The sequence below is a fragment of the Ereboglobus sp. PH5-5 genome (assembly GCF_029504805.1).
Classification (GTDB): domain Bacteria; phylum Verrucomicrobiota; class Verrucomicrobiia; order Opitutales; family Opitutaceae; genus Ereboglobus.
This window is the reverse complement of the sequence record NZ_JAQFIT010000011.1, coordinates 130,792-154,955: the sequence shown is the minus strand read 5'-3', so window position 1 is coordinate 154,955 and position 24,164 is coordinate 130,792. Positions and strand designations below refer to the sequence as shown.

Here is a 24,164-nt window from a genome sequence, read left to right as displayed (position 1 = left end):
ACGCTCGAAAACTGCGTGCACCGTTTCCCCGTGTCGAAGGGCGACTCGATCCTCGTGCACAGCGGGCAGATTCACGCCATCGACGGCGGCAACCTAATCCTCGAAATCCAGCAAAACTCGGACACCACCTATCGCGTTTACGACTGGGGCAGGGTGGGGCTCGACGGAAAACCGCGCCAGATGCACGTCGACGAATCGCTCAAATCGATCAAGTGGGACGACTTCGAGCCGGAGCCCGTGCGCGGCGAGCGCAAGAACGCCGTCATCGCCGATGCAGCCGAATTCCGCATCCGCCGCGTGCCGCTGGCAAAAGGCGAGAAACTGCGCGTCGCCGCGGGCGAGCAGGCGCGAATTCTGAGCGTCGTGGACGGCACCGTGCGCGAAATGCTCTCATCGTCCGCGGACGACACCGCCGCCACGCTCACACGCGGCGAAAACGTGGTGTTGCCCTACGCGGGCGGTTTCGCCTTCGAGGCGACGGAGGACAGCCTGCTGCTGCTGACGGAAAACTTCGGATAAAATATCCCTGTGAGAACCGACCAAGTTTGCGATTAGGTCGGCGGCAGCTTTTTCAGTTTTATCAAGAGACGGCGTCGTTTGTTTTGGAGTGCGGTGGCAGAGGGCAAAGCCCGGCGACACCGCTTTTTGCGCGCAGTGAAAAATCTTCGAACTGCTCAAAGCGGTGTCGCCGCTTCGCTTTGCCACCGCACTCCAAAAAAGAATCGGTTTCGCGGAAAAGGTCAGTTTGGAATAATTCGAAAATCAACAAACTTTGTCCTGCCCCTTTTCGGCTTCCCTTCGGGGGGCGTTTTGAGGGGACAAATGCCCCAATATCAATGCTACCGCCTCAATTAATTCTGCATTCACCTCCGAGGCTTTGCTAGGATAGTCAAATTCATGACCTTTTTCGTTGGCGTAATAATAATAATTTCCACGCCCTCCTCGCCTATTACCTCCATTATCCTTTGAATCGAAATAATATTTCATGCCTCCAATCGTTACCCAGTCTTTTTCCTCAGTGGAGCATATATAAAAAACTAGTTTTTTCGCATCCATCCATACCTCGATCCAATAATCGCTCGTATCAAAATAGTATCGCACATTGTGACGAGGGCCGCCATCCGTGTGTAAATCCTTGTATCGTTGTGGCTGCATTTTTAAATCAGGGCCAAGCCGTTGTTTCAAAATTTTGGTTATATTTGTAAATTTTGCCTCAATCCACTCATCGGAGGCGAGTAGCGCCTCCAGACTTCGCACTTGGGTAGAGGTCATTTCAGAAAGGATGTCGCAGGATTTCATAAGTTTTGCTTTGTTAATAATGAAACTTTCCAAAAAGTCCTTGTAATATTCTATGGCAGCAATGGTTTTTGCGCTTTTCCCCCTATGCCGAGCCCGGGTAATGGCATTTCCCAGCCACTTTGTTGTTATTTTTTTCGCGTCCATTACCACGGTCTTTTCATGGACATTTTTTTTTAAATAGGATGGTTTCTTCTCTCCCTTAAATGGAATGTAGATGATTCCATGCACGGCAAAGTGCTCACGTTTCAGCCCGTCGTAGTAGTCGTTTAGCTGGTTTTCTTGGTCCACTGCTCCGGCGAGTTTGTTTTCGATAATAATTGCGTGTTTTCCCCCTTCCGCACCCTCCCATGATATAAGGATATCTATTGGTCTTTCGTTGGCACCTTCGCAGGCGACACGCCTCTCAAGTTCGATTATGAATTTATTACCATGTCCCGCCTCACTCGACCACGCGACCTTGCGCGGTAGCTCGTCCAGCAGTGTTTCTATCAGCACAGTGCCCAAATCACCGTTTGACTCTGGATTTAACAGCGCGGCAAGCATTTCGCTATGTAATGTTTCCTCCCGGCGCCTTCCTTTTTCATCCCTGCTAATGGCGTTCACCTTTTGGAAAAGTAAATAGAGCAAGCTGGACGGAATTTCGGGGCAAAAGTTGTCCAGCTTTTCCTTAAGCATTTTCACAGTGTGATCCATGAGGGGAGATGGTTTGTGTTTAAATTGGAGGGTTGTCGCGGCCAGTTTGGTTCCGTTTTTTAGCTGATTTCCTCAACAGTCGCTTCCACGCGGCGGTCGCCGATGGTCATGGCGTATTTTAGGACGTTGCCGGCGGTGCCCGGCTCGGCCGTGGGTGCGGGGGCGGGTGCGGAGGCTTTTGCGGCAGGCGCGGGGGCTGTCGGTGCTGCGGCAGGAGCTGCGGGTGCGGGTTGCGCGTAGAGTTCCTTGAGTTGCTGCGGGAACATGGCGTAGATGACGCAGTGTTCGTCGTCGGTGGGGAGCTTGTTTTGCGCGAGTTCGGCGCGGAGGGTTTCCATCCTCGGCTTGATGAGGTCGGCGGGACGGCAGGTGATTGGGGCTTTTTTCGCGGTGGAGGCGGCGAGTTTTTGAATTTCGGGATCGACGGGCGCGGGGGTGCGGCCGAAGTAGCCGAGCGCGATGTTCATCGCGCCGGGGATGAAGTTTTTCCAGCGGCCAAACTTCACGTTCATCACGGCTTGCGTGCCGACGATTTGCGAGGTGGGCGTGACGAGCGGAATCCAGCCGAGTTTTTCGCGCACGTAGGGGATTTCGGCAAAGACTTCGTCGAAGCGGTCCTCCATTTTCATCTCGGTGAGTTGCGAGCGGAAGTTGCTGAGCATGCCGCCGGGGACTTCGTAGGTGATGGCGTCGGTGTCCACGACTTCGTTGGCGTGGCGCGTGAACTTGGAGAGTTGCGCGTAGACGGGTTTGAGGGCCTCGGAGATTTCGCGGACTTTTTTGAGGTCGTAGTCGGCGGCTTTGCGGGGGGCGTTTTCGAGGAGGGCGGTCATGCGCAGGTGGTCGGGTTGCGCGGTGCCGTCGGCGAAGGGGCGGATGCCGACGTCGATGGTGTCCACTCCGGCTTCGATGGCGGCGAGGTAGGCGGCGGAGCCGAGGCCGGCGGTTTCGTGGGTGTGGAGGATGACGGGGATTTTGATTTGCGCCTTGAGGCCCTTGATGATGGCGGCGGCGATGTAGGGGGGAATGAGGCCGGCCATGTCCTTGATGCAGATGCTGTCGCAGCCCATGGCGGCGAGTTCGGCGCCCATTTTGACGAAGCCTTCGATGGTGTGGACGGGTGACTTGGTGTAGCAGATGGTGCCTTGGGCGTGGCCGCCGGCTTTTTTGGTGGCGGCGATGGCGGTCTGCATGTTGCGCGTGTCGTTGAGTGCGTCGAAGATGCGGAGGATGTTCATGCCGTGCGCGATGGATTTTTGCACGAAAGCGGTGACGACGTCGTCGGGGTTTTGGTCGTAGGCGACGATGTTTTGTCCGCGCAGGAGCATCATGTGCGGGGTCTTGGTTTTGGCGCGGATGGCGTCGAGGCGCTTGAAGGGGAACTCCTTCAGGAAGCGCAGGCCGGAGTCGATGGTGGCGCCGCCCCAAGTTTCGAGCGCGGCGTAACCGAGGGAGTCGAGCGGCTCGAGGAGGGGGAGCATTTGCTCGGTGGCCATGCGGGTGGCGGCAAGCGATTGGTGGCCGTCGCGCAGGACGGTGTTGTTGAAGGTGACGGGTTTGCTCATGGTGTTTGTAAAAAAATGACTGCGGTTGGTGGCGGCGAAATTGCCGGTTTCAACTTTGAAAACAGTTTTTGCGCGGGTGGCGAGTGTTCGTTTTGAGGGCGGATGATTTTTCAGTTCGGAGCATCAATTTTTCAATCCGTTTGACCGCTCTACGTGTCTGCGAGTGGCCTGACATTGCACGGATATGCACGGATGAGAACTTCGTCTTCTGGTATTTATCCGTGTTAATCCGTAATACTAACCCCGAAACCTCTCTATTTTTTTGCGCGATCTTTCCATGTCGCGCCCCACTAAAATCAAAGACAAATTCAACCGCAGATGAACGCAGATGAACGCAGATTTTCAAACCATCGATTCAAAAATTCATTATTTTCCGTATCTGCGCATATCTGTGTTCATCTGCGGTTAAGAAATCTTTGGGTGAGGCAAAGCCGCTATGGGCAATCCGTGGTCAGTTGCCTGGTTCGAAGATTGCGATGTTTTTGGTGGCGCTTCGCGTTTTGCGGGGTTTAGTTGCGGGCCAATTTGTTCACTTTTACATTCAAAACCATGAGCACAAAACCCAAGAAGTCCAAAACTCCGTCCAACGCGGTCGCCGCCTCCAAGAAGGGGCCGATCTCGAAATTCATCGCGCACAACTACCGCCACTTCAACGCGGCGTCGCTCGTCGATGCGGCGCGCGGTTACGAGGATCATCTCAAGAAGGGCGGCAAGATGGTCGTCACGCTCGGCGGCGCGATGTCCACCGCGGAGCTTGGCATCACGCTCGCGGAGATGATTCGCAAGGACAAGGTTCACGCGATCGTGTGCACGGGCGCGAATCTTGAGGAGGATGTGTTCAACATGGTGGCGCACGATTATTACGAGCGCGTGCCGCACTACCGCGACCTCACGCCGGCGGACGAGCAGGCGTTGCTGGAGCGGCACATGAACCGCGTGACCGACACGTGCATTCCCGAGATGGAGGCGATGCGCCGCATTGAAAACGTGGTGCTCGACGAGTGGATGAAGGCCGACAAGGCGGGCGAGCGTTTTTTCCCGCACGAGTTCATGTATAAGATTCTGCGCGGCGGAAAACTGAAAAAGTCGTATCAGATTGACCCGAAGAATTCGTGGATGCTGGCGGCGGCGCAAAAGAACCTGCCGATCATCGTGCCGGGCTGGGAGGACGCGACGCTGGGCAACATGTATGCGAGCCATGTGATCACCGGCGAAATCAAGAACGTGCACACCGTGCGCACGGGCATCGAATACATGATGTGGCTCGCCGACTGGTATACGAAGACGGCGAAAAATCTGCGCGACGGCAACGGCTCGATCGGCTTCTTCCAAATCGGCGGCGGCATTTCGGGCGACTTCCCGATTTGCGTGGTGCCGATGCTGCATCAGGACTTGCAGCGTCCCGACGTGCCGCTGTGGGGCTACTTCTGCCAGATCAGCGACTCGACGACGAGCTACGGCAGCTACTCGGGCGCGGTGCCGAACGAAAAAATCACCTGGGGCAAGCTCGGCGAAAAGACGCCGAAGTTTATCATCGAAAGCGACGCGACAATCGTGGCGCCGCTGGTGTTTTCGTGGGTGCTTGGGCGCTGACGAAGCGCGCGCGTTGAGCGCGCGGTTTTCATTTTACAGTTTGCTGTCCACTGCCGGGCGCCGCCGCTTTCTTGCTGCGGCGCATCAGGCGCGGTGTGCGAGGCGGGCCTTGGTCATGCGCTCGCGGATGCCGCCGTGCTTTACGAAGTCTTGTTCGAGATATTTGATGTAGCGGTCGATGAGATAGTTTGCCTGGTTGATGAGGCAGACTGCGATGTTGGCCAGCACTTCGGGCGGGCGGGTGTCCATGAATGCGCGGTAGAGCTCGTAGGTTTGCGGTTCGCGTTTGCCGAGCTGGCGGACGAAGAGCGCCTCGCGCGAGGTTTTGCTCCAAATCGACAGGTCTCGAGCGCGCAAATAGTCGAGGTAGTCGTCGAGTAATTCCTCAAGGCTGGCGCGGGCAACGCAGGTGAGCTTTATTTCCATTTCCTTGGAACCTTGCGCGGCGCGGCTGCCCTCGAGCAGGTTCTTTTTTCCGGAGCGCGCGGCTTGGATCATCTGGTCGATGGTGCGGTCCTTTTTTTCGAAAAACTTGTGGCAAAAGCGAAACGTGAAATCGTAAATAACCTCGGCTTTTTGGAAGGCGAGCAGGCCCTCGTAGTTGCCGCCGGTGGGGAGGAAGCCGGGGGGTGACACCGGCATTTTTTTCATGGGGCCCATGGGGCGTATATGCCCCATGGGCCCAATGTTTGGAAAGCCGAAAGTGCTATGGCGCGCCGCGCCCTTACATCCCGCCGTGGCAGTTTTTGTATTTTTTGCCGCTGCCGCAGGGGCAGGGGTCGTTGCGACCCACTTTCGGGGTCTCGCGACGGATGGTGACTTTCGGGAGCTTGATTTCGCCTTCGGGCGAGTTGGTCGAGAGCTGTTGTTGCGCGGGGCCGCTGTGCGTGACGGTGGTGCGCACGCTTGGGCCGGAAGCCTCGGCGTTTTCGGGGCCTTGCAACTTTGCGCCGCGCGAGAGCATCGCGAGCATGTTTTCGAAGGCTTGCAGGTTGCTCGCGCTGCGGAAGAGACCGGTGCAGATTTGCAGGCGCACGGCGTCCATGAGCTCCTCGAAATATTTATAGGCTTCGTTTTTATACTCCACGAGCGGGTCCTTCTGGCCGTAGCTGCGGAGGCTCACCGACTGGCGGAGGCTTTCCATCTCGGTGAGATGCTCCTGCCAGTGCTGGTCGATGGCGTTGATGATTGTGTAGCGTTCGAGTCCGCCGAGGGCCTCGGGGACTTCGGCGGATTCCTTTATCGCGTAGGCGTCCTTGATGCGGTCAACGATGAGCGTCCTTGAGGCGGTGGCGTCGAGGTTTTGGATTTCCGCGGGTTTGATGGAAGTGCGGAAGTGCTGGTTGACCCAGCCGACGAGTCCGTCGATCGAGCTTTGCGTGGCCCCGCCTTTTTCACCGATGCCGGCGACGGCGACGCGGTTTTCGATTTCCTCGTCAACTTGCTCGAAGATGAGGTCCTTGGCGCGGTCGGCGTGGATGGCGGCGTTGCGGATGTCGTAGACGACCTGGCGCTGGAGGTTGAGGACGTCGTCGTATTGGAGGAGGCGTTTGCGGGCGGAGAAGTTTTGCTGCTCGACTTTTTTCTGCGCGCTTTCGATGGAGCGGTTGAGGAGCGGGTGCTGGAGCTCCTCGCCCTCCTTCATCGTGCCTTCCATGAGGCGCGAGGCGAGGTTGCCCTGGAGGAAGAGGCGCATGAGCTCGTCCTCGAGAGAGAGGAAGAACTTGGTGAGACCGGGGTCGCCCTGGCGCGAGCAGCGCCCGCGGAGCTGGCGGTCGACGCGGCGTGATTGATGGCGCTCGGTGCCGATGACGTAGAGGCCGCCGGTTTCCTTTGTGCTTGGCGTCAGGCAGAGGTCGTAGGCCTCGTCGCTGTCGGAGTCGTATTTTTTGACCTCGCCGGTCTTGGGTTCGGTGAGCGTGTATTGGAAGATTTTCTTCGAGGCTTTCTCGGGGTCTTCGTGCGGGCCGTAGGTGACGTTGAAACGGACGCCCTCGCCGAGTTTGATGTCGGTGCCGCGGCCGGCCATGTTGGTGGCGATGGTGACGGCGCCGCGCTGTCCGGCGCGGGCGACGATGTCGGCCTCCTGCGCGTGGAACTTGGCGTTGAGCACGGTGTGCACGATGTTCGCGCGCTTGAGCATGCGCGAAAGGACCTCGGAGGATTCGACCGAGGCGGTGCCGACGAGGACGGGCTGGCCGCGTTTGTGGGCGGCCTCGATTTCGCGGACGACGGCGTTGTATTTGTCGCGGCGGGTTTTGTAGATGGAGTCGTTTTTGTCGATGCGGATGCAGGGTCTGTTTGTCGGGATGACCTGCACGGAAAGTTTGTAGATGTCGTTGAACTCGGTGGCCTCGGTCTCGGCGGTGCCGGTCATGCCCGCGAGTTTTTCATACATGCGGAAGTAGTTTTGGATGGTGATCGTCGCATAGGTGCGGGTTTCGTTTTCGATGGCGACGTTTTCCTTGGCCTCGATGGCTTGGTGGAGCCCGTCGGACCAGCGACGGCCGGGCATGACGCGACCGGTGTTTTCGTCGACGATCATGACCTTGCCCTCCTGCACAACGTATTCGACGTCCTTTTCGTAAAGCGAGTAGGCGCGGAGCAGTTGCGAGATGGCGTGGATGTCCTCGGAAATGACGGCGTATTCGGCCTCGGCCTTGCGCTTGATGTCCTCGCGTTGCTCGGGCGTGTATTGCTCGTCCTTTTCGAGGAGGGCGAACTGGGTCGCGAGGTCGGGGAGGACGAAGGCGTCGGGGTTGTCCGGGCGGAGATGGTTGCGGCCCTTGAGCGAGAGGTCGGCCTGGTGCTGGCGTTCGTCGATGGAATAGTATAGTTCCTCCTTGAGGGCGTAGAGTTGCGATTTTTGGAAATCGGAGTGGAGCTCGGTTTCGACCTTGTCGAGGAGCTTGCGCCATTCGGGTTGCTCGAGGAGGCGGAGGAGTTGCTTGTTGTTGGGCGCGCCGAACTTGACCTGGAGCATCTTGAGGCTGGCGGCGTGGATGTCGTCCTTGGACGCGTCGGTTTTTTCGAGGAGTTCCCTGGCCTCGGCGACGAGGTTGTTGCAAAGGCGGGTTTGCGCGGCGGCGAGGCGCTCGATGCCGGGCTTGAGGCGGGTGAAGGGTTGCTCGCGCTCGATGGGCGCGGGGCCGGAAATGATGAGCGGCGTGCGCGCCTCGTCCACGAGGATCGAGTCGATTTCGTCAACGATGCAATACCAGTGCTCGCGCTGGACCTGATCCTCCTTGCGGGTGGCCATGCCGTTGTCGCGGAGGTAGTCGAAGCCGAACTCGGAGGCGGTGCCGTAGGTGATGTCGCGCGAATACATTTCGCGGCGCACGTCGTTTGGCATTTGCTGCTGGATGCAGCCGACGGTGAGGCCGAGGAAGTTGTAGAGGTAGCCCATCCACTCGGAGTCGCGGCGGGCGAGGTAGTCGTTGACGGTGACGAGCTGGGCGTTGCGACCGTTGAGGGCGTTGAGGTAAAGGGGGAGGGTGGAGACGAGGGTTTTGCCCTCGCCGGTGGCCATTTCGGCGATGCGGCCCTCGTGGATGGCCATGCCGCCGATGAGCTGCACGTCGAAGTGCACCATGTTCCATTCGAGCTCGTGCTCGCAAACGACGAGTTTCTGGCCGCAGAGGCGGCGGGCGGCGTTCTTGACGGCGGCAAATGCCTCGGGGAGGAGCGCGTCGAGGGTTTCGCCGGCTTTGACGCGGTCGCGGAATTCGTCGGTTTTGGCGCGGAGCTGCTCGTCGGTGAGCGATTGGTAGGAAACTTCGATTTCGTTGATGCGCGCAACGACGGGACGGCAGCGTTCGAGGAACTTGCGATAATGGCGGCCGGAAAACTTTTTAATGAGCCAGGAAATCATTTGGAATGCGGAATGATGAAAAAGACTGAATGACTGAAGAGCTGAAAGGCTGAAGAATGCGGAATGGTTGGGAAAATTAAAAAAGAAAAAAATGTGCAGGGCCGCGGCGTCCGTTGCAACGGAAGAATTTTGCGGCCAAAACCGAAAAATGGAGGCGTTGCCCGGGGCGATTTTTATCGCCGGCGCAACAGAAACGCGCACGCGCCATCGTGGCCGTCCATCCACGGGAACGATTGCACTGATTTTTCCAAGGCAAACCGTCCATGTCCGCCGGGGCCGTGCGGGCGTTCGAGAAACGCGGTGACGACGTGCTCGTTTTCCTCGGCATCAATGCTGCACGTGCTGTAAATCAGCCGTCCGCCGTGGCGAACGCGCCGCGCCGCGGCTTCGAGCAGGGCCAGTTGCTGGCGCGCGTGCTTCGTGAAATCGTTCGGCTGCAGGCGCCACTTCACGTCCACGCGGTGGCGCATCACGCCTGTGTTTGAGCAGGGCGCGTCGAGCAGCACCGCGTTGTATTCCGCGGGCAGGTTGTGCTCGTCGAAGAGCGGCGGGCGCGCCGCGAGCAAGTCGCCCTGCACCAGCGCCACGTTCATTCCCTCCGGCGCGCGCGACAGGTTTTCCTTCAATCGATCAACACGCGCGCCCGGCAAATCCATCGCGACAAGCAGCGTTTTTTCCAATTTTTCGGCGTCCGCGTTCGCGCGTATCGCGTCGGCAATGGCGAGGCATTTCCCGCCCGGGGCGGCGCACGCGTCGAGAATGCTCTCGCCCGCCTGCGGCGCGAGCAGCCCGACCGCGAGGCGAGTCGAGGGATCCTGCAAATACAAATCGCCCGCTGTGATCGCCGCCTCCACGGAGGGCCAGTTGCCCGCCCTCACCTCATAAAATTGCTCCCATCGCGACGGCGCCAGCCATGCCAGCTCCGCCTCGGACGGCGCGCGTGAGGCCCTCCAGCGCGCATGCACCGGCGCGGGTTTCTGGTTCCACTCAAGCAATGCGCGCGCGCCCGCCGCGCCGAATTGCGCGAGCCAGCGTTGCACAAGCCAGGCGGGATGCGAAAACCACGCGGCGAGTTGTTCAGCGCCCGCCAGTTTTGCGGGAGGTTTTTCCTCCGCAAGTGCCGCGGCGAGTTTGCGCACCACGGCGTTCACCATCCGCGCCTCGGGCTGGCTTGCGAGCGTCTTGGTTTGTTCCACCGCATGGTGCACGACGCGCGCCGCGTGCCCCTCGTCGCCGCCCTCAATCAACTCAAAGCCCGCCACCAGCAAGACGGCGCTCAATCGCGGACGCGGCGCGCGCGCGACCAGCCGCTGCAGGTGCGAGTCGACGCGCCCCTTGTGCCGCAACGCGCCGAACAGCAAGTGCTGGCAGCGCGCGCGTTCCACGCCGGCCACCTCGCGGGGCAGCGAGTCGAGCAGCGCGTCGGCGCGCTCGGATTTTTCGAGCCAGCGCGTGATCAGCATCACTGCGAGCGACCAGGGAGTCGTGGGCTGTTCGTTTGTGGACATTGCGCAAAGTTCGCCGCCCTTGTTCCGCAAATCAAAGAAAATCGCCGCGACGGGTGAGATAAGCCGATCCATCCCGCGCCTTCCGCCCAAAACAATAATAAACAATAAAAAGGATTTTTTAAATTCCACATAAATACATCCCCATAAGAGGCCTTTTTTATCGCAATAATCTAACTTTATCTTGAGGCTGCAGGCGATGAAATCAAATTTCGCCCGGGCACTGCGCTCCGCCGTTTTTCTTGCATCTGGAATTTTCGCACTGCCGTCCCTTGCCATCGCGCAGGCAAATGAACGCCATGTTACAACTGTGGCGGCTGGTAGCGACCACAGTCTGTTCATAACCGAAAACAGGAACCTTTGGGGTGTGGGGTCAAACAGCTTTTGGAAACTCGGAATTGGTGCTGACATTAACAGTGTCGCCACTCCTGTATGTGTGAATATCAACGTCATCGCCACAGCCGTCAGCAAGTATCACAGCCTGTTCGTCACAGGCAACGGGGATCTTTACGCAATGGGTTACAACACTTCAGGGCAACTTGGAGATCGCACCACCACTAGCCGGGCCACACCTGTGCGCACTTACGGCGGGACCAATGTTGTCGCTATTGCCGCTGGCGGTAACCACAGTCTGTTTGTTACCAGCGATGGAAAACTCCGGGCAATGGGGTATAATTCTTCAGGGCAACTCGGCGACGGCACTAATACCGACTCTTCCACACCCATACAAGTTTCCGGTGCGACAGACGTGGTCGCCGTTGCCGCCGGCGGCAATCACAGTATGTTTACCACCGGTGACGGAAAACTTTGGGTCATGGGGAGCAATAATTCCGGCCAGCTTGGAGACGGCACTACGACCAATAGTTCCACGCCCCTGCAAGTGCCTGGAGCCACCAATGTCATCGCCGTTGCCGCCGGCGAATACTACAGTTTATTTGTAACCGGCGACGGAAAACTCTGGGCTATGGGGAGCAATAATTCCGGCCAGCTTGGAGACGGCACTACGACCAACAGTTCCACGCCCCTGCAAGTGCCCGGGGCGACCAATGTCACCGCTGTTGCCGCCGGTGATTCCCACAGCTTGTTTTTAACCGGTGACGGAAAACTCTGGGCCATGGGGAGCAATAATTCCGGCCAGCTTGGAGACGGCACTACGACCAATAGTTCCACGCCCCTGCAAGTGCCCGGAGCGACCAATGTCATCGCTATTGCTGCCGGCGGCAAGCAAAGCCTGTTTGTGACTGGTGATGGAACACTCTGGCAGGTGGGCGATGGAAAAAGTAATCCCGTTCGCGTGTTTAGCCCCGCCGTGCTGTCCGTATCGCCTGCCGCATCGCAAGACATCGGCCCGGAGGCGGGCACATTGACCATTACCGTGGCAAACACCGGAACAACTCAGATGCCTTGGACGGCAACCGTGATGTCCGGCGATGTATGGACACGCATCATTTCCGGCACAAGCGGCAGCGACGAGGGCACTATTATTCTTGCCCATGACTCCAATCCGACCAGTGCGCAGCGCACAGCAAGTCTTCGCATTAAGGCACCCGGCGCGGCAAATGATCCGCTCACTGTAACGATTAAGCAGGCGGCTAATTTCCCCGTCGCGCCTCCTGTGACCCGCGTGGCAACAGGCTGGCAGCACAGCCTGTTTGTTACAAACGATGGCAGACTTTGGGCCATGGGTCTCAACGACTGCGGGCAGCTTGGCGACGGCACCACCAAGAATCGCAACGAACCAGTGCAGATCGCGAACAATGTCATATCCGTTGCTGCGGGATTCCAGCACAGTTTGTTTTTAACTGGTGATGGAAAGCTTTGGGCCATGGGTCTTAATAATCATGGCCAGCTCGGTAGTATTTATACCAACAGCAATCGCACCACGCCTGGCCTGGTAGCGGACAATGTCACCGCTGTTGTTGCGGGTTCCTATCACAGTTTATATTTGACCAATGATAATAAGCTCTGGGCCATGGGACTCAACAAGTTCGGGCAGCTTGGCGATGGCACCACCACTGATCGCACCACACCCGTGCTTGTGGCAAATAATGTTAGTGCCGTGGCCACATATTCCTCCCACAGTTTGTATGTAACCAGCGATGGAAGGCTCTGGTGCATGGGAGCTAATGAAGCCGGCCAGCTTGGTAACGGCGCAAATCTTGATCTCCCCACACCCGCGCATGTGGCAAGTAATGTAATCGCCGTGGCCGCAGGCACCCAGCACAGCCTTTATGTAACCAGTGATGGCAAACTTTGGGGCATGGGACTAAACAACAACGGCCAGATTGGCGGCAGCTCCAATTCTCACCGTAGCCCCAAACATGTCGCGGATAACGCCACCTCCATGCTCGCAGCGGGTCATAATTACAGCTTGTTCATAACCACCGACGGGACGCTCTGGGGCTTGGGAGCCAACAGCCTTGGGCAGCTTGGTGACGGCACCACTGTCACCCGCACCGCCCCTGTGCAAGTTGCAAGCGACGCGGCCTTTGTGGCGGCTTCTAACGATCACAGCCTGTATGTGGCCAACGATGGACGGCTCTGGGCGACAGGTGCCAATTCCTCCGGCCAGCTCGGCGACGCCATCGTCAATAATAGTAATATATTTGTGATGGTATTTGGATCCATGGCCACTCCGCCCATCATCACCACAAATCCCGTCAGCCAGAGCATTTATGTCGGTCAAAACGCCACCTTCACTATCACGGCAACCGGTGTTCCCGAGCCCGAATATCAATGGCAAATTCTCGGCACCGACAGCTTGTGGACGCCGCTCGCCAATAACGCCATCTATAGCGGTGTGACAACTGCGAGCCTTGCCATTGCCAATGCCACTGCGGGCATGTCCGGCGCGCAATATCGCTGCGTCCTCAACAACATGGCCGGTGATGCCACCAGTAACCCCGCCACGCTCACCGTCGGTGCCGCGCCCGTCGCGCCTGTCATTACCACGCAACCCGCAAACCAAAGCGTCACCGCCGGCCAAAATGCCACCTTTGCCATTGCTGCCAGCGGCAATCCGACGCCGGCCTATCAGTGGCAATCCTCGACCGACGGCGGCGCATGGACGGACGTCACCGGCAATGCCACCGCAACCACCGACACGCTCATCCTCAACGCCGTCACCGTCGCCATGGACGGCACACAATACCGCTGCCTCGCGAGCAACAGCGTCGCTTCAAATATCACCAGCAACGCCGCCACGCTCACCGTCGCGCCCAGCCCGACGGATTTGGCGCAACAATTCAAAACGCAAGCCGAGTCCCCCGGCGTCGCGACCATCACCGTGACCGGCGCGCTCGACCTTTCCCTCGTCGATGGCGTCACTGTTGCCAGCGGCAAGACCATCGTTGGCGAGGACGCCGCCGCCACGGTTTCCGGGGCGCTCACCCTCCCGGCGGGCGTGAGCAATGTCCTTGTTCTCGGCGTCAATTTCACCACCGGCGCGCTCACCATCACCGGCGCGCACGACGTTGATCTTTCCCATTGCACGTTCACCGACACGCCCGTCGTCATCAACGGCAACTCGGACAATATCGCCTTCTCGTGGAATAAATTCACCGCCACACCCGCCTCCTCCGGCTCCGCCATGCGCATCGACAACTCCGGCGAGGACACCGGAATCCTCCTCTCCCATAATTATTTCGCCGACGGGCTCAAGGCCGACATTCCCGCCGCGACCAACTCCCGTGTCGTCATGTTTAACAACTACATCGCCGCCACCGGCAACACCACGGCGACCATTGCCGGCGCCGGCGCGCAAATCCTTTCCGAGCGCAATATCTACCAGGGCACCCACAACCCGCTCGCGAAACAGGGCACCGGAAAACTTCGCGCGCTCAACAACTTCACCAATGCCACCACCGGCACGCTCGACCCCGGCGCGGACACCGTGTTTGTCCCCGCCTACTCGCGCCTCATGTATCCCGCCGGCTCCACCGCGCCGTTTGACGCCGCCGCAGTCGCCGCCCTCATCACCGGCAACGCCGGCAATACCAACGGCAAAAACTCCCCCGCGCCCGACACCACTCCCAACGCCGATGCGCGCATCACCGCCATCGTGAGCGGCGCCGGTTCGGGCACGAGCGCCAACGCGGCCAACGTCCCCGCCGTCAGCGGAGGGTTCACGCTCACGGCCGGCGCGGACAATTTTATCCCCGCCGCCAGTCAATGGTATCGCGACAACTTCACCATTCCCGGCGCGACGGCAAACACCTACACCGTCACAAGCGCGAGCGCCGCGCACGCGGGCGCGTATGCCGTGGCGCTGACGACTCCCGCCGGCGAGATTGTGGCGTCGGGCGCGTTCATGGTAACGGTTGGCGCGCTCGCCGCGCCCGTCATCACCACGCATCCCGCGTCGCAAACGGTGACGGTTGGCGGCAATGCCACATTCCACGTCGCCGCCACCGGGGAAAGCCTGTCGTATGAATGGCGAAAGGACGGCGCGCCCATTTCCGGAGCCACGGGAGCCAGTTTCACAATCACTAATGCGCAGCAATCCCATGCCGGCGCCTATAATGTCGTCGTGCGCAATCCAGCCGGATCGGCATCCAGCAACGCCGCCGCGCTTACCGTTAGCGCCGCGTTCACACCGCCGGCGATTACCACGCAGCCTGTGTCAAAAACCGTCACGGTCGGCGGCAATGTGACATTCACCGTCGTCGCCACCGGCAACCCCGCGCCCACTTTTCAATGGATGTTGAACGGTAACTCCATTCCCCGCGCAACCAATGCCAGCCACACAATAAACAATGTTCAGAAATCCCATGAGGGCGGCTACACCGTGCGCGTGAGCAACACCGCCGGCAACGTCACCAGCTCCGTTGCCACACTCACCGTCAACACTGGGGGAAATGGCGGTGACAATAATTCCGGTGGCGGTGGCGGCGGGGGAGGCGCGCCAAGCTTGTGGTATGCGGCGCTGCTCGCCGGGCTTGTCGCATTGCGCGCCGCCAAGAAGAGGCGCGGGTGATTGTCAAGGTGGCGCAGGCATTTCTGTCCGTGCCACATTGCGCGCACATAAAAGGATGCGGAATACCGCGCCTGCTGTTCCGGAATTCTGCCCTCTATCTTTTTGCGGGACATTTGCCGGATGCCGTCCAACCTTTCGGCAAAACATGAACGACATATCGAAACCTTTTGTTTATCTGGTCATTGGCGCCACGGGGTCGGGGCGGCGCGGGATGCTGGCGGATATTCTTGCCGAGGGGCTTGATGCCGGGGATCGCCCGCTTGTCATGCTCGCCGAAAACGAGGCGGCGGACGCAGCGGACGCCTCGCTGGGCGAGATCGCGCGCTGGCAATGGCGCGCGCAGGGCGGCGGACCGGAGGGCATGGACGGACGCATCGAGGCGGAGGGCGTCGATATCGCGGGGCGGACGCATGTGTTTTTCGTGACTGACGGAAGGCGCAATCCGATCGACCAGATTGAGGCGTTGAAACCATGGCTGACCGAGGCGGGCGGCGAGCTGGCGCGCGTTGTGTGCGTGGTGAACTGCCAACTGGCCGAGCAAAACCGATCGCTGATGACGTGGTATGACGCGTGCATCCATTTTTCGGACATCGTGCTGCTGGCGAGGCGCGACGGGGTGACCAACAAGTGGGTGTCCGATTTTCAGGCGCGGTATAAGAATAAATTTTATCCGTGCCTGTTTGAGTTTGTGAAAGACGGGCGCGTGCGGAATCCGTCGCTGGTGCTGGAGCCCGAGGCGCGGCGCATGTCGCATTATTTCGAGGAGGCGGATTATGAGCTCGCCGGCGGAGGCGACATCGAGGAGGGCATTGACGACGATGACAAGCCGCGCAAACGGCAAAGCGACGAGGAGATCGAGGTCACCGAGCAGCTTGACGAATACCTCGCGCGGCGCGCGGGCGGACGCCGGGTGAAGGAGATTCCGGATATCGCGAAATTTCTGGACGCCGACTAACGCTCGGCGTTGATGCGGGATGGGAATTCGGTGGGGTCGGAGGGGCGGACTTTTATCTGGAAGGGGGAGTCGAGTTTTTTCTTGGGATCGGCCATGTGGGCGACGAGGCGGTTGTTGAACTCCTCGGCGGAGTGGATGCCGACGCGCTTGAGCGCCTGGGTGAGGGCGGCAACCTCGATGAGTCGGGCCATGTCGCGCCCGGGGCGGACGTAGAGGGTGATGTGAGGGATTTTTTGGCCGAGGATTTCGTAGTAGTTGTCGGCAAGGCCGGTGCGCTCCTCGATGGCGTCGGGCGTCCATTCATACATGGAGACGACGAGGTCGATGCGCTTTTCGGGGCGCACGGCGCGCACGCCGAACATTTCGACGATGTTGATGATTCCGATGCCGCGGCATTCGAGGTAGCCGAAGTTGAGCTCGCGGCTGGATGCGGTGAGCTCGCGCTCGTCGAGAAGGCGGAGCACGGTGTGGTCGTCGGCGACGAGTGAGTGGCCGCGCTCGATGAGGGCGAGGGCGCATTCGCTTTTGCCGACGCCGGAGCCGCCGCGAATCATGACGCCGATGCCGCGAACATCGACCGTGGTGGCGTGCTCGGTGATGGGGCTGTGGAATTCGTTGTCGATGAAGTGAGTCGCCTGGTTGATGAACTTCATCGTGATGAGCGGCGTGCGGAAGAGGGGCAGGTTGCACTCCTTGGCGACGGCGAGCAGCTCGGGGGTGGGGTGAAAACTGCGCGTGAGGATGAGGCAGGGAATCTGGTGCTTGAACATGCCCCGGAAAATCTCGACCTGGCGCTCGGGGTTGAGCGTCTTGATGAAGGTCATCTCGGCGGCGCCGAGGACCTGGATGCGCTTGTTGGCGAAGTAGCGGAAGAAGCCGGTGAGGGCGAGCGAGGGGCGGTTGATGCTGCCCTCGCGAATGACCCGGTGCAGGCCGCCCGCGCCTGTGACGAGTTCCATTTTGAGTTTCGCGCCGTAGGTTTGGAAAAAGTGCGCGACTGTGATGCCGTTGATCGTGTTGGCTTTGCTCATGGGGAAGGGGATGTTATTAGGGAGTGCAAAATAGAAGGGACATGGCTTGAAGCCCAACGGGCTTCCGTCCCTTAGCCCAGGGTTGCGAGCTTCGCGAGCTACCCTGGGAATAACGAACACAACAAACAACCCCAACGGGGTTGCGGCCTGTGTGTTCGGCGGGTGTTTTCCGAGGGTGCAACCCCTCCAGGGTTGTGGGTTCTTTTTCATGGCACCCGGGGTAGGCGCTCGCAGCTCGCGCCAACCCCGGGCTAATGGATGCATCCCCGTTGGGGATGGGCAAACGACAAACTCGTGTTTTCATGTCGGTGTTATTTTGCACTCATTAATAAGTTTTAAATTCCAAGGAGGGAGCGCGCCGACTTTACATGTTAAAATCCTTGCCGAGGTAAAACTCGCGCGCCTGAGGGTCGTTGATGAGATGCTCGCTGGTGCCGCTGGTGAGGACTTTGCCCTGGTGAATGAGGTAGGCGCGGTCGACGACGCGGAGGGTTTCGCGGACGTTGTGGTCGGTGATGATGACGCCGATGCCGCGCGATTTTAGTTCGAGGACGATGCGCTGCACTTCGGCAACGGAGATGGGGTCGATGGCGGCGAAGGGTTCGTCCATGAGGAGAAACTTTGGCTCGGTGACGAGCGCGCGCGCGATTTCGAGCCGGCGGCGTTCGCCACCGGAGAGGGTGTAGGCTTTTTGTTTGGCGACGTGGGTGAGGTGCAGTTCCTCGAGATGGCGTTGCGCGCGCGCGCGGCGCTCCTTGCGGGGAATTGGCAGCAGCTCGACGATGGCGAGGATGTTTTCCTCGACGGTGAGTTTGCGAAATGTGGACGCCTCCTGCGGCAGGTAGCCGAGGCCGAGGCGGGCGCGCTCGTGCATGCGGAGCGGGGTGGCGTCGACGCCGTTCAGGTAGACACGGCCCGATGTCGCGGGCACGAGGCCAACGATCATGTAGAAGGTGGTGGTTTTGCCGGCGCCGTTGGGGCCGAGGAGCCCGACGATTTCGCCGGCGCGCGCGTTGATGTCGACTCCGTTGACGACGTTGCGCTGGCCATAGGTTTTGACGAGCGCCCGCGTGGTGATTTCCGCGGGCGTCGGGGTTGCGGTGGTGTCGGCTTGGGCGCTCATTATTTTGTTAACGCGAAAAAGAGTCTGGAAAGGTTTGAGGATGACAACAGGAATATGACGAAAGTTGAGCGTGATGCGCGCGCCGCATCCACAATGCCTTATTTGTGTTTTCCGCATTGCGGAGCGGCGGAGTTTGCGCGTTTCATTGGCGCCAACATGCGCATTTTGATTGTCGATGATGACGCCGGCATCCGGAAAACAACGGGGATGGCGGTTGAGCTTATGGGGCACCAGGCCGAGCTGGCCCCTGGCGGCGCGCGCGCCCTCAAAATAATCGGGGAGGAGCCGTGCGACGTGTGTTTCCTCGATGTGAACCTGGCCGGGGAGAACGGGCTCGATTTGCTGGAGAAAATCCAGGAGGCGCAGCCGGGGATCGTGGCCGTGATGTTCACCGCGTATGCAAACATCAGCACGGCGGTCGAGGCGATGCGCCGGGGGGCGTTTGATTTTATTCCGAAGCCGTTCACGCCGGACCAAATCCGGCAGGTGCTCGGCAAGATTGAGCGCGAGCGAAAACTCGAGCAGCGCGTGAGGCAGCTCGAGTCGCAGCTCACCGCCGGTGCGCCCGAGATCGATTTTGAGTCAACGGAACCGGCGATGCAGCGCGTGTTGCAGATTGTGTTCAAGGCGGCGGAAACTCCGGCGACGATTTTGCTGCTCGGGCCGAGCGGCACGGGCAAGAGCGTGCTGGCGCGCGAGGCGCACCGGCGCGGCGCGCAACGCGACGGCGCGTTTGTGACGGTGAACTGCCCGAGCCTCTCGCGCGAGTTGCTCGAGAGCGAATTGTTCGGCCATGTGAAGGGCGCGTTCACCGGCGCGGCCGGCGACACCACGGGCAAGGTGGCCGCCGCGGAGGGCGGGACATTGTTTCTCGACGAGATCGGCGAGCTGCCGCTGGAGATCCAGCCGAAGTTGCTGCGCCTGCTCCAGGAGCGCGAATACGAGCGCGTCGGCGAGCCGAGGGTGCGCCGCGCCAATGTGCGCGTGATTGCGGCGACAAACCGCGACATTGAGGCCGAGGTGAAGGCGGGGCGTTTCCGCGAGGATTTGTTTTACCGGCTCAACGTCATCAATGTGGCGCTGCCGCCGTTGCGCGAGAGGCCGGGCGACTTGAGGCGGCTGGCGGACGCGGCGCTGCAATTTTTCAGCGCGGGCATGGGCAAGCGCGTCAAGGGCTTTTCGCCGGAGGTGGGCGAGGCGTTCGCGCGCTACGAGTGGCCGGGCAACTTGCGCGAGCTGCGCAATGTGATCGAGCGCGCCGTGATTCTTTCGTCGGGGGAGGAAATCGCGATGGCGGATTTGCCGGAGCAGTTTTCGAGTTGCGGCGGCGCCGCGGTGCAGGTGGGCGCGCCGGTGACGATCGAGCAGCTGGAAAACGAGCACATCCGCCGCATCGTCGCGTCGTCGAAAAGCCTCGAACTGGCGGCGCGCACGCTGGGTATCGATCCGGCGACGCTGTATCGCAAGCGGCAGAAGATGGCGGACGGGCAGGGGAGCGCCGAATAGGGGGGCGCGCGAATCCCACAAACACCATGTTGCGCAATAAACTTTATCTCGGGCTGCTACCGCTGCTGGCGCTGTTGATTTTGGTCGGCGTTGCGGGGATTCTCGTCAGCCGTGACCTGGCGCGTTCGAGCTCGGAAAAAATCGGACGCAGCTACGCGATGGTGATGGGCGAGCATGAAATGCGCGGCGCGGCGCTCGGCATGGTCACGGCGATGCACTCGGCGCTTCGCGGCAACGTGCTGGAGGCGCGCGGCGCGTATGAGGAGCAGCGCGGCGTGTTCAAGCAAGCGTTGATGGCGCAGTCGTTTTCCGCCGCGGGCACGGAGCGCGAAAAGGCGATCAAGCGGGTTTCGAGCGCGTTTGGCAGGTTTGAAAACACGGGCAATTCGCTGATGGCGATTGACGGCAATTTCCAGGACGCGGGCTACGAGGACGTGGAGCGCGTGTATTTCAGCGTGCTGCATTCCCTGGACGAATTGCTGCGGACGGATTCGCGCGTGCTGCAGGTCGAGTCGGAGCGCGTGGCCGGCATCGCGCGCGTGAGCATCGGCGTGCTCGTGGTGGTGATTTTGATCGGCATTGCGCTTTCGGTGCTGCTGGCGTTTAGGCTCGCGCGTATGTTCATCGGCCCGATCAGCGCGTTGACAGAGTCGTCCCGCGCGCTTGGCGAGGGCAATCTGGAAAAGGACGTGCCCGTGACTTCGCGCGACGAGCTCGGCGTGCTCGCGCAGTCCTTCAACGCGATGGCGGCGAGCCTGCGCGAATATCGCGACGCGATGGCGGCGCGCGTGCTGCGCGCGCAACGCACGATGGAGGCCACGCTCACTTCGACGCCCGACCCGCTCTTTGTTGTTTCGCCGGACGGCAAGTCCGACATTCGCAACCCCGCCGCGGAGAGGCTCGCCGCGCTGCCGGAATTTGCGGACGGGTTTCCCGAGCCGCTCGACGCGCACGTGCGGGAGGTGCTGCGCACGCGCGAGCATTTTCTGCCGACAGGCTACGACCAGGTGATTCCGGTGAGCGTCGATCACGACGAGCGTTTTTACCTGCCGCGCATCCTTTCGGTCAGCGACAAGCTCACGGGGCGGGAAGGCGGCGCGGCGATTCTGTTGCAGGACGTGACCAAGTTTCGCCTGCTCGACGACGCGAAAAACAATCTCGTTGGGACGGTGAGCCACGAGCTGAAAACGCCGCTCACGAGCCTGCGCATGGCCGTCTACCTGCTGCTCGAGCAAAACACCGGCGCGCTGACGCCCGCGCAACGCGACTTGCTCGAAACCGCGCGCGACGACGCCGACCGGCTCCTGCGCATTCTGAACGACATTCTCGACCTTGCGCGCATCGAAAGCGGCACCGCGGCGCTCAGCCGTTGCGAGGTCGGGCCGGCGGCGCTCCTTGAGGAAATGGCGCGCGAAATGCGCCCGCTCATCGAGGATGCGGGGCAACGCCTGGAAGTGCGCGTCGCGCCGGGCGCCGGTGTTGACGGAAAGGTGTTTCTCGATCCCGACCGCATCCGGCACGTGTTCGTGAACCTGCTCGGCAACGCGTCGAAATACACGCCGGAGGGCGGGCGGATCGAGCTTTACGCCGAACCCGACGCCGAGCCGGGCGCGGTGCGCTTTGGCGTGCGCGACACCGGCGCGGGCATCGCCGAGACGGACCTGCCCTATGTCTTTCAAAAATTCTACCGTTCGCCGGGCCAAAAACGCCGGGGCGCCGGGCTCGGCCTGAGCATCGCGCGCGAAGTCGTGCTTGCGCACGGTGGCACCATCGCCTGCGCGAGCAAGCCGGGCGCGGGCAGCGACTTTTATTTCACCATCCCCCCGCGACGCCCCGAAAGCGCCGCGACTTCTTAAAACCCAAAAATGTAAATTAGAGTTGTCACGGGCGCGGTTCCTGATGAGAACAACACCCGACCACACCCACACAACCAAGCAATATTGATGGCAAATTCGTTCCCTTACGCCGGTCCAAGACGCGGCCCATACCAACGACGCTCGAACAACGATCCGTTCGCGAGCATTCGCCGTAATCAACGCATCAGGGCCGCGCAGGCCCGCGTTATCAGCCCCGAGGGCAAGCAGCTCGGCATCATGCCAACCGAGAAGGCGTTGCAACTCGCCATCCAAGTGGGTCTCGATCTCGTCGAGATCGCGCCCAACGCCCAGCCGCCCGTCTGCCGCATCATGGACTTCGGCAAGTATGTTTACGAGGAGCAGAAAAAAAGTTCCCACGCCAAGGCCACCGCGGGCAAGGTCAAGGAGGTCGAGTTCACCGCGCGCATCGCCGACAACGACTTCATGACCAAGCTCCGGCGCACGGAGCAATTTCTCAACATGGGCAGCAAGGTGAAGCTTCGCCTCAAGTTTCGCGGGCGCGAACTCGCGCATCCCGAGATCGGCTTCGGCGTCATCAACAAGGCGCTCGCCGAATTGACGGAAATGGGGCATCCCGACTCGCCCCCCAAGCTTCTTGGCAAACACATCAACGTGATGCTCACGCCGCTGCCCGCAAACAAACGCAAGCCCAAGTTCCTGCGACCCGACGACGAAGGCGAGGACGATATCCCCGACGATTCCGCATCCGACGCCGACAATCCCGGCGATGGTGAAGGGGATAAATAAAACGCCCGCGCGCATTCATGTTTTGCGCGCGCGCGCCGGCTCGCCCCCGTCAATCGGCGCGGTCGTTTCACGCATGTTGCGAGGATTGCTCGCGTGCGCCCTGTTCGCGGCGGCGCACATCGCCGCGGATGCGCAGGATGCCAGCCGTCCGCTGAGCTCGCCCACGCGCCCCGGCGCGGCCTCGAGCCAGCATTCAAACATTCCGCTTTCAAAACCAACCGCCCCCTCGGCCTCCGGCGCAAGCGGCGCGAAGGCGTCTTCCAAGCCGGCAAACACCGGCGCGAAAAAGAAATCGTCCGCCTCCAGAACCGTCGTCAGCCTGGGCGGGTTGAACCACATCGACTTGGTGCCGTTTGCAAAAACGATGGGCTATTCCGCGACATGGCAAAACGACGGCAAGCAGCTTACCCTGAAAAAAGGAGGCACCCGAATCGAGATTACGGGCGAGTCGCGCGAATTCCTGCTCAACGGCACGCGGGTTTTTGCGGGCTCGGCGTTCAGAATCTATCGCCGCAGCCTGTGGGTCAGCCGCATCGACGCCGACACCCTTTTGGCGCCGATCATGGACCCGAGGCGCGGACGCAGCACCGTGATACCGCTGAAAGTTATCGCAATCGACGCCGGGCACGGGGGCATTGACAAAGGCAAGATCAACGAGCGCCTGAAAATCTACGAGAAGGACATGGTGCTCGACACGGCCAAGCGCCTCAAAACCCTTCTCGAAAAACGCGGCTACAAGGTCGTGATGACGCGCACGTCCGACAAAAAAGTCGAGCTCGGCGACCGTCCCGAGATCGCGGCCAAGGCAGGCGCGGATTTGTTCATCAGCATCCATTACAATTCCGTCGCGTCGAGGCCGCAGAGTGTTTCCGGCGCGGAAGTCTATCGTTTCACGCCTCGCCACCAGGTGCCGATGCGCCGAGAAAAATCGCAGCCGTCCGACGCGCTTTGGAATCCCGGCGATGCGCACGGCTTTTGGAGTTCCGTGGCGGGGATTAAAATCCAGCAGGCGCTGCTCTCGTCGCTGAAAGTTTCCGACCGCGGCTTCAAGCATGACAAGCTGGCCGTCCTGCGCCTTGCGAAGTGTCCGGCGGTTTTGGTCGAGGCGGGTTTTCTCTCGCACAATGCCGAGGCGCGCAAAATCGCCACGCCCGCCTACCGCCAGCAAATCGCCGAGGCCATCGCCAAGGGCGTTGATGCTTACGCCGCCGCCGTGGCCGCCGCGCGGAAGTAGGCTGCGCGCCAGCGCGTCCCCGTGTCCGCTTGCGTTCAATGTCTCGGAGCCCGCTCTGTTTTTTGCCTAAATCCTTGGTGGAAAACATTCACGGCAGGCAAAGAATCTGGAAGAATCCGTCCGATGGAAAATATTTTGCAACAAGGATGGTCTTGTTTTTCATTACTTTTTGCAGGGCAATTAATTACGG

At 60.3% G+C, this 24,164-nt stretch carries 14 protein-coding genes and 1 pseudogene; 8 read left to right on the top strand and 7 right to left on the bottom strand.

The window, feature by feature from the left end:
* Positions 1-519 (top strand): annotated as a pseudogene (locus M2103_RS08980) (mannose-6-phosphate isomerase); the annotation flags it as partial.
* Between the two features lie 243 nt (positions 520-762).
* Here M2103_RS08980 and M2103_RS08975 read toward each other — a convergent pair.
* Both M2103_RS08975 and M2103_RS08970 read right to left on the bottom strand, forming a co-directional pair.
* Positions 763-1,992 carry a PD-(D/E)XK nuclease family protein gene (locus M2103_RS08975; protein WP_277510050.1) on the bottom strand — a complete coding sequence of 410 codons (1,230 nt, stop codon included), beginning with the start codon at positions 1,990-1,992 and terminating at the stop codon, positions 763-765.
* Positions 1,993-2,051: 59 nt separating this feature from the next.
* Positions 2,052-3,557, bottom strand: coding sequence for a pyruvate carboxylase subunit B (locus tag M2103_RS08970; protein WP_277510049.1), 1,506 nt, complete (start codon positions 3,555-3,557; stop codon positions 2,052-2,054).
* Between the two features lie 549 nt (positions 3,558-4,106).
* On the opposite strand from M2103_RS08970, the gene M2103_RS08965 reads away from it, so the two are divergent.
* A complete protein-coding gene (locus tag M2103_RS08965; RefSeq protein WP_277510048.1) occupies positions 4,107-5,150 on the top strand; it encodes a deoxyhypusine synthase family protein in 1,044 nt (347 codons plus the stop codon).
* A gap of 84 nt (positions 5,151-5,234) precedes the next feature.
* Here the strand turns inward: M2103_RS08965 and M2103_RS08960 are convergent, their stop codons facing one another.
* The 3 genes from M2103_RS08960 to M2103_RS08950 form a co-directional block, all read right to left on the bottom strand.
* Positions 5,235-5,792: a four helix bundle suffix domain-containing protein gene (locus tag M2103_RS08960; protein WP_277510047.1), complete on the bottom strand. Its 558-nt coding sequence runs from the start codon at positions 5,790-5,792 to the stop codon at positions 5,235-5,237.
* A gap of 82 nt (positions 5,793-5,874) precedes the next feature.
* Complete coding sequence (gene secA / locus M2103_RS08955) at positions 5,875-9,021, bottom strand: preprotein translocase subunit SecA (RefSeq protein ID WP_277510046.1); 3,147 nt, start codon at positions 9,019-9,021, stop codon at positions 5,875-5,877.
* A gap of 173 nt (positions 9,022-9,194) precedes the next feature.
* Positions 9,195-10,529, bottom strand: coding sequence for an RsmB/NOP family class I SAM-dependent RNA methyltransferase (locus M2103_RS08950; RefSeq protein ID WP_277510045.1), 1,335 nt, complete (start codon positions 10,527-10,529; stop codon positions 9,195-9,197).
* 433 nt (positions 10,530-10,962) lie between these two features.
* Between M2103_RS08950 and M2103_RS08945 the strand changes: the two genes are divergently transcribed.
* Positions 10,963-15,501, top strand: a complete 4,539-nt coding sequence (locus tag M2103_RS08945) for an immunoglobulin domain-containing protein (protein WP_277510044.1) — start codon at positions 10,963-10,965, stop codon at positions 15,499-15,501.
* Positions 15,502-15,646: 145 nt separating this feature from the next.
* The gene (locus tag M2103_RS08940) at positions 15,647-16,456 is read left to right on the top strand and encodes a hypothetical protein (protein WP_277510043.1); all 810 of its coding nucleotides are present in this window, start codon (positions 15,647-15,649) and stop codon (positions 16,454-16,456) included.
* On the opposite strand, the gene hprK is transcribed toward M2103_RS08940, so the two are convergent.
* Together hprK and lptB are read right to left on the bottom strand one after the other, a co-directional pair.
* Positions 16,453-17,487 (bottom strand): HPr(Ser) kinase/phosphatase, encoded by a 1,035-nt coding sequence (gene hprK, locus M2103_RS08935; RefSeq protein ID WP_277510042.1) that lies wholly within the window; start codon positions 17,485-17,487, stop codon positions 16,453-16,455. The genes M2103_RS08940 and hprK overlap by 4 nt on opposite strands.
* A gap of 364 nt (positions 17,488-17,851) precedes the next feature.
* The gene (lptB, locus tag M2103_RS08930) at positions 17,852-18,610 is read right to left on the bottom strand and encodes an LPS export ABC transporter ATP-binding protein (protein ID WP_277510041.1); all 759 of its coding nucleotides are present in this window, start codon (positions 18,608-18,610) and stop codon (positions 17,852-17,854) included.
* Positions 18,611-18,766: 156 nt separating this feature from the next.
* Between lptB and M2103_RS08925 the strand changes: the two genes are divergently transcribed.
* The 4 genes from M2103_RS08925 to M2103_RS08910 all read left to right on the top strand — a co-directional run bounded on the left by M2103_RS08925 (position 18,767) and on the right by M2103_RS08910 (position 23,974).
* Positions 18,767-20,116, top strand: coding sequence for a sigma-54 dependent transcriptional regulator (locus M2103_RS08925; protein ID WP_277510040.1), 1,350 nt, complete (start codon positions 18,767-18,769; stop codon positions 20,114-20,116).
* A 26-nt stretch (positions 20,117-20,142) separates the two neighbouring features.
* Positions 20,143-21,972, top strand: a complete 1,830-nt coding sequence (locus tag M2103_RS08920) for an ATP-binding protein (RefSeq protein WP_277510039.1) — start codon at positions 20,143-20,145, stop codon at positions 21,970-21,972.
* Positions 21,973-22,059: 87 nt separating this feature from the next.
* Positions 22,060-22,740 (top strand): translation initiation factor IF-3, encoded by a 681-nt coding sequence (gene infC, locus M2103_RS08915; RefSeq protein WP_277510038.1) that lies wholly within the window; start codon positions 22,060-22,062, stop codon positions 22,738-22,740.
* A gap of 73 nt (positions 22,741-22,813) precedes the next feature.
* Positions 22,814-23,974 (top strand): N-acetylmuramoyl-L-alanine amidase, encoded by a 1,161-nt coding sequence (locus M2103_RS08910; protein WP_277510037.1) that lies wholly within the window; start codon positions 22,814-22,816, stop codon positions 23,972-23,974.
* Positions 23,975-24,164: the final 190 nt, after the last annotated feature.